This is a genomic window from Nonomuraea sp. NPDC049158, assembly GCF_040648335.1.
GTDB lineage: Bacteria > Actinomycetota > Actinomycetes > Streptosporangiales > Streptosporangiaceae > Nonomuraea.
Genome location: NZ_JBEZDM010000019.1, coordinates 191,042 through 204,119 on the forward strand (window position 1 = coordinate 191,042; position 13,078 = coordinate 204,119).

Below are 13,078 nucleotides of genomic sequence, written 5' to 3' on the forward strand. Positions count from 1 at the left end.
CTGCCCGATATCTCGTCTCGTTCAGGCGACGCGATGGTCGTCGAGGGCGTCGAGATTCCAGTCGATCCCGATGCCGGGGACGTCGGGCGGTGCCACATGGCCGTCCTCGATCACCAGAGGGCTACGGGTGATCGCCCCCAACTGCGGGATGTGCTCGACGTACATGCCGTTCGGCACGGCGGCGGCCAGGCTGACGTGCAGTTCCATCAGGAAGTGGGGGCTGAGGGCGACGTTGAACGCCTCGGCGGCGTGGGCGACCTTCAGCCAGGGGGTGATCCCGCCGATGCGCGCCACGTCGACCTGCACGATACCGACCGCGCCCGCGGCCAGGTAGTCGCCGAAACGCTGCAGGGAGTAGAGGGATTCGCCGACCGCGACCGGCACCGAGGTGGAGGCGGCCAGTCTGCGGTGCCCGTTGAGGTCGTCGGCCGGCAGCGGCTCCTCGAACCAGGCGATGCCGAGCGGCTCGTAGGTCCGGGCGCGCCGGATCGCCTCGGCGGAGGTGAAGGCCTGGTTGGCGTCGACCATGACCTCCAAGCCCGGCCCCACCGCCTCGCGGACGGCCGCCAGGCGCTCGGCGTCCTCGGCGAGCGACGGCCTGCCCACCTTGACCTTCACCCCGCGCATCCCGGCCGTGGCCGCCCGCTTCGCGCCCTCCACCAGGTCCTCCACCGGCAGGTGCAGCCAGCCGCCCTCGGTGTCGTAGACGGGCAGCCGCTCGTGCGCGCCGCCCGCCATCCGCCACAGCGACTCACCGCTGCGGAGGCCGCGCAGGTCCCACAGCGCGGTGTCGACGGCGGCGAAGGCCAGTGAGGTGATGGCCCCGACGGTGGTCGCGCGCGTCTGGTCGAGCATGTGCCGCCACAGCGCCTCGACCGGCCGGGCGTCGCGGCCCAGCAGGGCCGGGACCAGGTGGTCGGTGATGAGGGACATCACGGCCCGCCCGCCGGTCCCGATCGTGTAGGAGTAGCCGGTGCCGGACAGGCCGTCGCAGGTGTGCACGGTGACGAGCACCGTCTCCTGCTTGACGAAGGACTGCATCGCGTCGACGCGGACGGCCGCCGGTTGCAGGTCGACCATCTGGACGTCGATGCGTTCGATTCGGGGCATGTCATGTGCTTTCTTCACTTGAGCGCACCCAGGGTGATGCCGCTCGTGACGTAGCGCTGGAAGATCAGGAAGAGGATGACGATCGGGAACGTCGCGATGACCAGGCCGGCGAAGAAGGCGCCCTGGTCGCTGACGAACTGGCCCTGGAAGGAGAGCAGGCCGACCGACAGGGTGCGGTTCTGCGGGCGGGTCAGCAGGACGACTCCGAACTGGACCTCGCTCCACACGAAGATGAGCCCGAGCAGCGTGACCGAGACGAAACCGCCCTTGCTGATGGGCAGGACCACGCGCAGCAGCGCGGCCAGCTCCCCGTAACCGTCGATCTTGGCTGCTTCGAGCAGTTCGCGCGGTACGGCGGCGAACACCGAGCGCATGATGAGGGCGATGGTGGGCGTCATGAACGCCGCGTAGACCAGCGAGACGCCCGCCACGCTGTTGAGCATCTGGTATCTGCCCAGCAGTTCGAAGGTCGGGATCAGCGCGACGACCAGCGGGACGCTCAGGGCCAGCACCATGACGCGGCTGACCGTGTTCGACAGGCGCCTGCTCGCGCGGGCCAGGCCGTAGCCGGCCAGGCTGCCGCAGGTCACGCCGATGGCCAGGCTGCAGGCCGCCACCAGCACGCTGTTGATGATGTACGTCGACAGCGGCGCGCCGCCGACCACGCCCCGCCAGGCGTCGGCGTAGTTCGACAGCACCCACTGGCCGCCCAGCCCCAGCGGGTGGGCGTAGATGTCGCTGGTCGGGTGCAGCGACAGCAGCAGCATCGACACGAACGGCACGACCGTGATCGCCGTCCAGACCAGCAGGAGGGTGTAGCCGACGTACCACAGGGGGCCGTGCCGCCAGAGCGCTCGCCGCCGCACGGCCGGCCGTGTCTGCGGCGCCGTCATCGCGCGTCCAGGCTCTGCTGGCGGAAGATCCGCATGACCATGATCCCGATGACGGCGACGATCAGCGTCGTGATGACCGCGGTGGCCGAGCCGTAGCCGTAGTCCTGGTCGACGAAGGACTGCTTGTAGACCAGTACGGGGAGGATGCTGGTGGAGTTACCCGGGCCGCCCCGGGTCATCGCGTAGATGATGCCGAAGGCGTTGAAGGAGAACACCGAGGTCAGCGTCGTGATCGTGCCCAGCATCGGCACGATGTTCGGCAACGTGATCCGGAAAAGCCGGCCGGCCGCCCCGACGCCGTCGAGCGTGGCCGCCTCGTGCACCTCCTCGGGGATGGTCTCCATCGCGCCCAGCAGGATCAGCATCGCGTACCCGGTCTGCGTCCACACCGCGACGAAGATCGCCGCGTACAGTGCCGTCGAGGACGACGCCAGCCAGGCGTGATCGTCTCCGAGCCCGAGCAGGCCGAGCAGGGAATTCACCACGCCGGTCGCGGGCTGGAAGGCGTTGGACCAGAAGATGCCCGCGATGCTGACCGGGATGATCACCGGCAGGAACCAGACGACCTTGAAGACGCGGGCGCCGGGGACCTTGCGGCTGATCGCGTTGGCCAGCAGAGTGCCGAAGGTCACCGTGCACACCACGGTCGCGATGAAGAACTGCAGGCTGGTCCCGATCGACTCCCAGACCAGCGCATCGCGCAGCAGCCGCCGGTAGTTGTCCAGGCCGTGGTAGGCGACCGCGCCGATGCCGTCCCAGCTGCCGAGGCTGATGCGCACCGATCCGGCGATCGGGTAGGCGACGAGCACGAGCAGCAGCGTCAAGGCCGGGGCCATCACCGCGATCGGGAAGATCCGTGCCCTGCGGCGGGGCGGCCGCGCCGTGGCGGTCGTCGCCAGGACGACTTTGTCGGCGCTCATCAGTCCGATGCTCCCGACACCTTGCCGGACTGCAGGTCCTCCAGCGCCGACTGATACTGCTGCGCCGCCTGCCGCGGGGTCAGCTTGCCGGCCACGAGCTTCTGCAGCACCGGCACCGAGAACGCCTGCCCGAGGGTGGAGGGCACGGTGGAGTCCCAGATGTTGACCAGTCCGACGGACTGCGACAGCTCGAACTGCTGCTGCACCAGGTCGCCGAGGTTGGACAGGCTGGAGGCGGGGATCGAGCTGAACACCGGCAGCGAGCCGGTGGCGGCGACGACGCTGACCTGGTACTTGTCGGTCATGAAGAACTGAAGGAACTTCTTGGCCAGCTCCGGGTTGGCCGCCTTGACCGGCACGACCAGGGTGTCGCCGTTGAAGGCGTCGAAGGGCGTCTTGCGGCCCGGGGTGAGCGAAGGCAGCAGGAACCAGCCCATCTCGAACGACGGCTTGGCCTCCTTCAGGCTCGCGTGGGTGTAGTTGCCGCCCTGCAGCATCGCGAGTTTCCCGCTGGTGAACAGCCCCTGGGCCTGGTCGGTGTCCATGCCGAGCATCCCGTTCTGGTAGATGCCCTTGTTCTGCCAGTCCTGGATCGTCTGGAGCACCTTGACGAAGCCGGGGTCGGTGTACTTGACGTTCGTGGGGGATCCGGGCTTGAAGTTGGTGAGCAGGGCGTCGTAGTCGCCGGGCGGTAGCGCGGTGGGCAGCAGCGCGTCCAGGGTGTGCCCCAGGTCGTACGGGCTCGAACCGCCCACGCCGAATCCCTGGTAACCGGCGGCCTTGACCTTGCCCACCATGGACTCGAAGTCGGCGACGGAGGCGACCTGGTGGTCGGCCGGTTCGGGGATGCCGGCCTTGGCGAAGGCCGCCTTGTTGTAGTAGACGGGGTTGATCAGCAGTTGCTCGTACAGGACGCCGTAGTGCCGGCCGTTGGTGGTGTAGTAGTCGACCTGGCTCTTGGAGTATTTGTCCGCCAGGCCGGCGGCCTTCCAGACCTCGTCCAGCGGGGTCAGCTGCTTGTTCTTCAGCAGCGCCGACCAGACACCCGTGCTGCGCTGGAGGTAGCCGATGTCGGGGGTGCCGGTCGAGCTGAGCAGGGCCACGTTGGGGCCGCGGGAGCTGCCGGAGTCGACGCCCTCGAAGGTGACCACCGTGCCCGGGTTGGCCTTCTCGAAGTCCTTGCCGACCTGCTGCATGGCGCTGGCCAGCGGTCCGGTGGGGATCTGGACCCGCAGCGTCTTGCCGTCGCCGCCGCCTGGTCCGGTGCCGGTGCCGCACGCCAGGACGGAGGCCGCGAGCACGACGCCCGCGAGGAGCGGCCTGGCTGCCCGGACAGTTCTAGACAGTGGCATGGGAGTCGTCCTTCCAGGGCGCTGACAGCTCTATGGCGATGACGTCGATGAGCGCGCCGGTCGGCGGCGGCACGGTGATGAACAGTTCGCCGAGCGGCTCGTCGTCGGCGCCGTTGGCCTTGTGCACTTCCTCGTTGAGGCTGTACGGCAGCGGTTGCTCGGTGCCGAGCAGGCGGACGCCGACGACCGAGCCGATGGGAACGTTCCTGACGACGAGCACGTCCTTGGGTTGCAGCAGCAGGTGGAGGTAGATGGTGTTGCCGCGCTGGGTGGCCGGGCCGTGGAAGTCGAGGCGCTGCGGCGCGGGCGCGGCCCCGACGATGCTCTCGCCGTGGCCGGCCAGCCAGCCGCCGAGCTGCTTGAGCGTGGCGACCTCGGTCGGCACGAGCGAGCCGTCACCTCGCGGCCCGATGTTGAGCAGGAGGTTGCCGCCCCGGGATGCGACCTCGCTCAGGTAGGAGGCCAGCAGCCGCGGGCTCTTGTACTCCAGGTCGTCGGGCCGGTAGGCCCAGCTCTCGCTCATGGTGAGACACAGCTCCCACGGCCCGCCCGGCGGCCGTCGCGGCATGCCCTGCTCGGGGGTCGCGTAGTCGCCCTGGCCCGGCAGCCGGTCATTGATGATCACATCCGGTTGCAGGGATTTGATCAGCTCGCGGAGCTCGGCGGCGTGCCACTCCTGCGCCGTGCGCTCCCACTCCCCGTCGAACCACAGCAGGTCGATCGGCCCGTACTCGGTGAGCAGTTCGGTGAGCTGTCCCTTGACGTAGCCGAGGTAGCGCGCCCACTGCTGCGGGGCGGGCCGCCGGTAACGCTCGTGCGGATAGGGACGATCGGCGTCGGTGAAGGCCGGGTAGTCGGGATGGTTCCAGTCGAGCAGCGAGTAGTAGACGCCGACCCGCAGCCCCTCGGCGCGCAGGGCGTCGAAGAACTCCCGGGTGAGGTCTCGCCCGTACGGCGAGGCCGCGATGGAGAACTCCGACTGCCTCGTGTGGTACATCGAATACCCGGCGTGATGGCGGACGGTGAAGACCACGTAGCGGGCCCCCGCGTCGCGGGCCAGCCGCGCCACGCCGCGCGGATCCCAGCGCCGCGGGTCGAACGTGGCCGCGCTCGCCTGGTACTGCGCGATGGTCATGTCGGCTTCGGGTTCTGTCCGGCCCGGAAGAATCGAATGGCCGACCAGGGGCCAGCCGATCTCCACGCCTTGCTGACTCGCATGGTCCCAGTGCACGAACAGGCCGAAACCCGCCTCGCCGAACCAGTCGGGAATGGTCACGAGCTCATCCTTCTGCGTCGGGCAGCATGCCCAGATCGGATACGATACGATTTGCATGAGGATGCAGGGCGTTTCGGGCATGTGTCAACCACGAATAGGGAAGTTCATTTGGAGGGGAGATGAGCGACTCGACGCCGGTGACGGGCGCGTCCGGCGGCTCGGGTTCCGACGAGCCGGCCAAGGTCAGCGTCCGCGAATCGGTCTTCCAGGCGCTGAAGGCCCGGCTCATGGATCACGATCTGGAGCCCGGGGCCAAGCTGTCGATCGACGGGCTCGCCCGCGAACTCGACGTGTCGCAGACGCCGGTCCGCGAAGCGCTCGCGCGCTGCGAGTCAGAAGGGCTCGTCGTGCGCCGGCCGAACACGGGCTACCTGGTGGCTCCCCTGCTCGACCGGGCCGCCCTTGACGACCTGTACGACGTTCGCCTGCTCCTGGAGCCATCGGCCGCCGCGCGCGCCGCACGCTACGCCACCGCCGCCGAGGTGGCCGCCATGCGGGCGTCGCTGGAGCAGATGATGTCACCGCTGGTCGGCGACACCTACGAGGCCTACCGCGGCTTCGCGGAACTGGACGCCCTGTTCCACAACGCCATCGCCGAGGCCAGCCGCAGCCCGCTCATCGCCGACACGCTGCGCAGGTTCCGCGCGCACACGCATGGTTACCGCCTCTACTTCCGCCACGGGATCGCCACGCACGCCGCCGACGAGCACCGCGCGGTGCTCGACGCCATCCGCCGCAACGATCCCGAGGCGGCGGCGAGCGCCATGACCGCCCACCTGGAGGCCTCACGCTCACGCCTGACGAGCGCCTACGAAACCTGACCCCGCCAGATGGAACCTCACCCGTGGTTCGGGCGCGGCCCGGCCGCCTGCCGCAGGGTCTCCAGCGCGTCGGCCAGCAGGGGGTTGCCGTTGGCCTCCCGGTGCAGGGCGAGCACGGTGCGGTGGGCGGCGGGCAGGTCCAGGCGCGTGGCCACGACGCGTTCGTCGGGGACATGGCCCAGGGCGGGCACCACCGCCACACCCAGCCGGGCGGCCACCAGGTGGCGGACCACGTCATAGTTGTTGCTGCGGAAGGTGACCGCGGGCACGAATCCGGCCGCCGCGCACAGCCGGGCCAGGGACAGGGCGCCGCCGGTGCCTTCGCGGCTGGTGATCCAGCGTTCCCCGGCCAGCTCCGACAGCTGCGTGCCCGGGGCGTGCTCGCGGGGGCGTAGCAGGAGCAGGTCCTCGCGCAGGAGGTGGTGGGCGGCCAGGCCGGCGGGCCACTGCCGCGGGGTGAGGCCGTACTCGTAGACCAGCGCCAGGTCCAGGGCTCCGTCGATCACCCGCGGGATCAGCTCCTCGGGCTCACCCTCCTCCAGGAGGATCTCCGCGCGAGGGTAGCGGCGGGTGAAGGCCGACAGGGTGGGCGGCACCAGCCGTACGCTGGCCGTGGGGAAGCTGCCCAGCCGCAGCCGGCCGGTGGTGCCGGCGGCCAGTTCGCGCACCTCGTAGCCGAAGTCCTCCAACGTGGCCAGCACCCGCTGGCTCAGCTCGACCAGCCGGTGCGCCGCGGCGGTGGTGCGCACGCCGCGCGCCTCGCGCTCGAACAGCTCCAGCCCGGTGTCCTTCTCCAGCGCCGCGATCTGCTGCGACACCGCCGAGGCCGTGTAGCCGAGCTCGCGCGCCGCCAGCGCGAACGATCCGGTCCGGCACACCTCTCGCAGGGTGACCAGATGCAGGGGTTTGATCATGCCGACTCCGCGCCGCCAGTAGAGCACCCTAAGCAGAGCTTGGGCTTTGGCAGGAAATCTATCGGTCTGCTGGGGCTTGGATTCACCCGGAATCACCTCCATCGTGGACAAAGCCATCCGGACCTGGAGGAGATAACGCATGGTCATGGTCTCTCAAGGGCGGCTGCGCGCGGCGTTCGCGCGGCGCCTGTCGGAGATGTACGGGCGGGAGGTGCCCGCCTACCGGACGCTGGTGGAGGTCTCCCAGAAGGTCAACGACGGCGTATTGCGGCGGGCGGGGGCCGGCGCCGAGCGGCTGGGCTCCATCGAGCGCGTCACCGCCGAACGCCACGGCGCCATCCGCGTCGGCACCCCGGCCGAACTGCGGCAGGTCTCGCGGATCTTCGGGGCGATGGGGATGTACCCGGTCGGGTTCTACGACCTGCGCGAGGCCGCCGCCAGCGCCGTGCCCGTGATCTCGACCGCCTTCCGCCCCATCGCCGCCGACGAGCTGGCCGGCGATCCCTTCCGGGTCTTCACCTCGATGCTCACACCGGCCGACCCCCGCTTCTTCGACCCGGATCTGCGCGAGCGGCTGGAGAGGTTCCTGGCCGCGCGGCAGCTGTTCCCGCCGGAGCTGCTCGAGCTGGCCGATCGGGCCGCACACGAGCGCGAACTGCCGCAGGAGCAGGCCGTACGCTTCACGCACCTGGCCGTCCAGGCGTTCGCCCTGGGCCAGGAGCCGATCGACCAGGCCTGGTACGAGACCCTGGAACGGGTCTCGGCGGTCGCGGCCGACATCGGCGGCGTGCGCAGCACCCACATCAACCACCTGACGCCGCGCGTACTCGATATCGACGATCTATACGTGCGGATGACCGAACGCGGCATCACCATGATCGACCAGATCCAGGGGCCGCCACGCTGGTCCGGTCCGGACGTGCTGCTGCGCCAGACCTCCTTTCGCGCCCTGGCCGAACCGCGCGCGCTGCGCCGGCCTGACGGCCGCCTCACCACAGGATCGCTGCGGGTGCGCTTCGGCGAGGTGGAGGCACGCGGGATCGCGCTCACCCGCGCCGGCCGCGCACGCTACGACGACCTACAGGCCAGAGCCGACGGCGTCCCCGCCCGGTCTGTCTGGAAGCGGGAGTTCCCCGCGACGGAGCGGGATCTGGCGGTCGAGCGGCTGGCGTTCTTCACCTATCGGCCGGTGCCGCAACGCCCGCGTGACGGGCGGCGGCCCGGCACCGCTCTCGCCGACCTGATCGACCACGGCTGGGTAGGCGCCGAGCCCATCGTCTACGAGGACTTCCTGCCCCGCTCGGCGGCCGGGATCTTCCAGTCCAACCTCACCGGGCAGGGCGTCAGGGACGACGGCCGCGCCGCCGCCGACTACGACGGCGACTGGCTCTCCGGCGCCATCGGGGCCGAGGTGCTGGACCCGTTCACCCTGTACGAGAGCCAGCAACGGCGATCCCTGCAGGACACCGCCCACGCGCTCGGCCTGCCTGAGATCACCTGAGCCCGGACCTACTACCGCGACCACCGCGACGGAGAGCCGTTCATGACCACGACCACCCTGCCCGCCACCGGCGTCCTGCGGCGACGCGCCCTCGACATCCTGGCCCGCCTGGACGTCACCCTGGACGAGGGCGACGACCTTCGCGCCCGCACGCCGATCACCGGCGAGACCCTTCTCGACCTCAGAGCCGCCACGCCCGCCGACGCCGACGAGGCGATCGGGGCCGCGCACGAGGCGTTCCTGGCCTGGCGCACGGTGCCCGCGCCCCGCCGCGGCGAGGTGGTACGCAGGCTCGCCGAGCTCCTGCGCCGACACCGCGACGACCTGGCCGACCTCGTCACCATCGAAGCGGGCAAGATCCGTTCGGAGGCGCTCGGCGAGGTCCAGGAGATGATCGACATCTGCGAGTTCGCGGTGGGCCTGTCGCGCCAGCTCTACGGACGCACCATCGCCTCCGAACGGCCGGGCCACCGGCTGTCGGAGACCTGGCACCCGCTGGGCGTCGTCGGCGTGATCTCCGCGTTCAACTTCCCGGCGGCCGTGTGGGCGTGGAACACCGCCGTGGCACTGGTCTGCGGCGACACCGTCGTCTGGAAGCCTTCGGAACTGACGCCGCTCACCTCCCTGGCCTGCGACCGGCTGCTGGCCGTGGCGGCGGCCGATGGCGGCCTACCCCGCGACGTGCACCGGCTGCTGCTCGGCGAGCGCGCCATCGGGGAGCGGCTGGCCGACGACCGGCGGGTGGCGCTGGTCAGCGCCACCGGCTCGGTCCGCATGGGGCGCCAGGTCGGGCCGCGGGTCGCCGCCCGCTTCGGCCGTTCGCTGCTGGAGCTGGGCGGCAACAACGCCGCCGTGGTCACCCCGTCGGCCGACCTCGACCTGGCCGCCTCCGCCATCGTGTTCGCCGCGGCCGGTACCGCCGGGCAGCGCTGCACCACCCTGCGCCGGCTCATCGCGCACACCGACATCGCCGAAGAGCTGATCGACCGGCTCACCAGCGCCTACGGAAAGCTGCCCATCGGCGACCCGTTCGACGACACCACCCTGGTCGGGCCGCTCATCTCCGCTCAGGCGCATGAGGCGATGCGGCAGGCGCTGAGCGCCGCACGGTCCGAGGGCGGCGAGATCCTGACCGGCGGCGGACGCCGGCTCGCCGACGCCGCCCCCGCCGCCTACTACGCCGAGCCCGCCATCGTCCGCATCGACGGACGGTCAGGCACCGACAGGCGATCGGGCACCGACGCGCGATCGGGCATCGGCGCACAGTCGGGCATCGTCCGGCAGGAGACCTTCGCGCCGATCCTGTACGTGCAGACCTACCGGACGCTGAACCAGGCCATCGCCCTGAACAACGACGTGCCCCAAGGACTGTCCTCCAGCATCTTCACCCGGGACCTGCGAGAGGCCGAGCGGTTCCTGGCCGCCGACGGCTCCGACTGCGGCATCGTCAACGTCAACATCGGCACCTCCGGCGCGGAGATCGGCGGGGCCTTCGGCGGCGAGAAGGAGACCGGCGGCGGGCGCGAGTCCGGCTCGGACTCCTGGCGCGCCTACATGCGGCGGGCGACCGGCACCGTCAACTACTCCGACCAGCTGACCCTCGCCCAGAACGTGAGCTTCCTCTGACGCCTGCGCCACAACTCACGCCGCTGCCCATGGCACGACCCGAACCAGCGACCCGAACCAGCAGATCAGACCAGCGGTTCTGATCGCTGGACCGGCCGAGTTAGACCGGCCGAGCGGGTCAGCGGGTCAGCGAGTCAGACCAGCGGTCCGGTCCGGAGCGTGGCAGCCTGTCGCGTTGATTGTTTGTACAAACGATCGATAGAATAGCGTGCATGGTGGAGCTTCCGGCAGTACCGGCTCGTCGTGTGCGTACCGTGCTCGGGGATGTCGACCCCTCGGCGCTCGGGCACACGCAGCCACACGAACACGTCCTGAGCGACATGTCGGCCATCATCCAGCCCTGGGGCCTGCGGCCGGTGTCCGGCGACGGCGGCGGGAGCGGCATCGGCAGGGAGCTCCCGGCGTCGGTGCGCGCCCGGATCGCCGAGCCCGTCCGGCTGGACAACTACGACTGGATCCGGCGTACGGTCCTCAACCTGGACAACCTTCGGCTGCACTCCGAGCAGGACGCCACCGAGGAGCTGGTCCTCTACCGCACGGCCGGCGGCGGCGCCGTGGTGGACTCCTCCTCGGTGGGGCTCGGCCGCGACCCGCTCGGGCTGGCCCGGGTCTCGCGTGCCAGCGGGGTGCACATCGTGATGGGCAGCGGCTACTACTGCCGCGACTACCATCCGGCGGGGCTGGCCGACGCCTCGGTGGAGGAGATCAGCGCGGAGATCGTCGCGGACGTGCGCGACGGCGCGGGCGACACCGGCGTCCGCGCCGGGCTCATCGGCGAGATCGGCCTGAGCTGGCCGGTGCATCCCACCGAGGACAAGGTGCTGCGCGCCGCCTGCGACGCGCAGGTGGCGACCGGGGCGCCACTGCAGATCCATCCCGGGCGCCATCCCGAGGCACCGCTGCGGGCCATGCGGGCGGTCGTGGCGGCGGGCGGCGATCCGGCCCGCGTGATCATGTCCCATCTCGACCGTACGCTGTGGCGGCCCGATGACCTGCTGGAGCTCGCGGGCACGGGCTGCTATCTGGAGCTCGACCTGTTCGGCCAGGAGTCCAGCTACTACGCCTTCAACCCCGACGCGCGCCGGCCCAACGACCGTACCCGGGTCGAATGGCTGCGGAAACTGATCGAGGCCGGCTACGGCGAGCGCCTGCTGATCGCGCAGGACATCTGCCAGAAGGTCTACCTGCGCCGCTACGGCGGCCCCGGCTACACCCACATCCTCGACAGCGCCATTCCGCTGATGCGCCGCATGGGGATGAGCGAGAGCGAGATCATCATGGTGACCGTCGCCAACCCCGCGACCGTCCTGGCTATGGGATAGTCGGCGCCATGGCCACCACCAACCAGACGGGCAACCAGACGGGCAACCAGACGGGCGGCACCCGGCAGACGAAGGGCGGCCGGATGAAGGCGACGTCCTCGCGGCGGGCGCAGTCGGCCCGTACGGAGCTACGGCTGCTGCGTACCGCCTGCTGGCTGTTCTCCGAGCGAGGCTTCCACGGCACGGGCATCCGCGACATCTCCGTGGCCGCGGAGGTCGCCGTGTCGGCGATGTACTACTACGCCTCCTCCAAGGACGAGTTGCTGGAGGCGGTCACACGCCGGGTCATGGAGGTGCTGGCGGCCGGCAGCGAGGAGACGGTCCGCGACATCGACGACCCCGCCGAGCGGCTGGTCGCGCTCATCGCCGTGCACGTCGCCTTCCACGCGCGCAACCCTCGTGCCGCCAAGGTGGCCGACCACGAGTTCCAGGCGCTGAGCGGGCAGGCCCGGCGCGACATCCTGCGGTTGCGTGACGCCTACGAGAAGGTGTGGGCCGACACTCTGGAGGCCGGTGTCCGTGACGGTGTCTTCAAGGACCGCGGCAGCGTCGCGCGGCTGGCGTTGCTGCAGATGGCGACCGGGATCGCGCACTGGTACCGCCCGGGCGGGGAGCTGGACATCGCGCAGCTGTGCGAGCGGTTCGCCGACATGGGGCTCGCGCTGATGGGCGCCGACCGCGACGGGCGGCCGCTGGAGGTGCGCGACCTGACCATCCCCGACTCCGATCTGCTGCTGGAGCGGGTCGAGCTGGCGATCGAGCCGCGCCGCAAGCCGAGCGGAGCGTGACCTGCGGGCCCGCGAGCGCGCGGGCCCGTCAGTGTCTTGACATCGCCGCCAATTTGAGCGATCGTTCGACAACATACGGCCTTGAGGGGGAGAGCGACGTGACGCGTACGCACCATGAGGACGGGCGGCGGGCCACGTCGTCCCCGCGTTCGGACGGCGCGCCGGACCCGCGTTCGGGCGAGAAGCTGGACCCGCGTTCAAGCGGCGCACTGGACCTGAGGTCGGGTGAGGAGCTGGACCCGAGCTCGGCAAGCGAACCGGACCCGCGTTCGGACGGCGAGCTGGAGCAGGCCGCCGCGCTCGCCCGCGACCTCTACGGCCTGGAGGGCAGGCTGACGCCGCTGCCGGGAGAGAAGGACCGCAACTTCCAGGTCAGCACCGCCGACGGCGAGCGCTACGTCCTCAAGCTGCACGCGCCGGACACCGACCCCGCCGAGCTCGACCTGCAGGACGCCGTGCTGCGGCACCTGGCCGGACAGGCCGGCGCGCCGCCGGCCCCGCGCGTGGTGGCGACCCTGGACGGACGCCGATCGGCCGCCGCCCCGTGGGCCGACG

Annotated in this window: 12 protein-coding genes; 6 read left to right on the forward strand and 6 right to left on the reverse strand. The window is 70.6% G+C overall.

Annotated elements, in window-relative coordinates; translation table 11 throughout:
* Positions 1-21 precede the first annotated feature (21 nt).
* The 5 genes from AB0B61_RS34620 to AB0B61_RS34640 are packed head-to-tail and all read right to left on the reverse strand — an operon-like array spanning position 22 to position 5,551.
* Complete coding sequence (locus AB0B61_RS34620) at positions 22-1,110, reverse strand: mandelate racemase/muconate lactonizing enzyme family protein (protein WP_358441021.1); 1,089 nt, start codon at positions 1,108-1,110, stop codon at positions 22-24.
* Between the two features lie 14 nt (positions 1,111-1,124).
* The gene (locus AB0B61_RS34625; RefSeq protein ID WP_358441024.1) at positions 1,125-2,003 is read right to left on the reverse strand and encodes a carbohydrate ABC transporter permease; all 879 of its coding nucleotides are present in this window, start codon (positions 2,001-2,003) and stop codon (positions 1,125-1,127) included.
* Positions 2,000-2,923 (reverse strand): sugar ABC transporter permease, encoded by a 924-nt coding sequence (locus tag AB0B61_RS34630; RefSeq protein WP_358441027.1) that lies wholly within the window; start codon positions 2,921-2,923, stop codon positions 2,000-2,002. Before AB0B61_RS34630 ends, AB0B61_RS34625 begins: the two co-directional genes overlap by 4 nt.
* Positions 2,923-4,275: an extracellular solute-binding protein gene (locus AB0B61_RS34635; RefSeq protein ID WP_358441029.1), complete on the reverse strand. Its 1,353-nt coding sequence runs from the start codon at positions 4,273-4,275 to the stop codon at positions 2,923-2,925. Before AB0B61_RS34635 ends, AB0B61_RS34630 begins: the two co-directional genes overlap by 1 nt.
* Entirely contained in the window at positions 4,262-5,551 is a 1,290-nt protein-coding gene (locus tag AB0B61_RS34640) for an alpha-L-fucosidase (RefSeq protein WP_358441032.1), read from the reverse strand. Before AB0B61_RS34640 ends, AB0B61_RS34635 begins: the two co-directional genes overlap by 14 nt.
* 119 nt (positions 5,552-5,670) lie before the next feature.
* On the opposite strand from AB0B61_RS34640, the gene AB0B61_RS34645 reads away from it, so the two are divergent.
* Positions 5,671-6,372, forward strand: coding sequence for a GntR family transcriptional regulator (locus tag AB0B61_RS34645; protein WP_358441035.1), 702 nt, complete (start codon positions 5,671-5,673; stop codon positions 6,370-6,372).
* 17 nt (positions 6,373-6,389) lie between these two features.
* Here AB0B61_RS34645 and AB0B61_RS34650 read toward each other — a convergent pair whose 3' ends face one another.
* Positions 6,390-7,286 (reverse strand): LysR substrate-binding domain-containing protein, encoded by an 897-nt coding sequence (locus AB0B61_RS34650; RefSeq protein WP_358441037.1) that lies wholly within the window; start codon positions 7,284-7,286, stop codon positions 6,390-6,392.
* A 139-nt stretch (positions 7,287-7,425) separates the two neighbouring features.
* Here AB0B61_RS34650 and AB0B61_RS34655 point away from each other — a divergent pair, with 139 nt between their 5' ends.
* The 5 genes from AB0B61_RS34655 to AB0B61_RS34675 all read left to right on the forward strand — a co-directional run.
* A complete protein-coding gene (locus tag AB0B61_RS34655) occupies positions 7,426-8,787 on the forward strand; it encodes a VOC family protein (RefSeq protein WP_358441040.1) in 1,362 nt (453 codons plus the stop codon).
* 42 nt (positions 8,788-8,829) lie between these two features.
* Positions 8,830-10,413: an aldehyde dehydrogenase family protein gene (locus AB0B61_RS34660; RefSeq protein WP_358441043.1), complete on the forward strand. Its 1,584-nt coding sequence runs from the start codon at positions 8,830-8,832 to the stop codon at positions 10,411-10,413.
* 212 nt (positions 10,414-10,625) lie between these two features.
* On the forward strand, positions 10,626-11,735 hold the full coding sequence (locus tag AB0B61_RS34665) for a hypothetical protein (RefSeq protein ID WP_358441045.1): 1,110 nt from the start codon (positions 10,626-10,628) through the stop codon (positions 11,733-11,735).
* An 8-nt stretch (positions 11,736-11,743) separates the two neighbouring features.
* Positions 11,744-12,523 carry a TetR/AcrR family transcriptional regulator gene (locus AB0B61_RS34670; protein WP_358441048.1) on the forward strand — a complete coding sequence of 260 codons (780 nt, stop codon included), beginning with the start codon at positions 11,744-11,746 and terminating at the stop codon, positions 12,521-12,523.
* A gap of 98 nt (positions 12,524-12,621) precedes the next feature.
* The coding region (locus AB0B61_RS34675) for a phosphotransferase (RefSeq protein ID WP_358441050.1) at positions 12,622-13,078 on the forward strand (457 nt) is incomplete at its 3' end.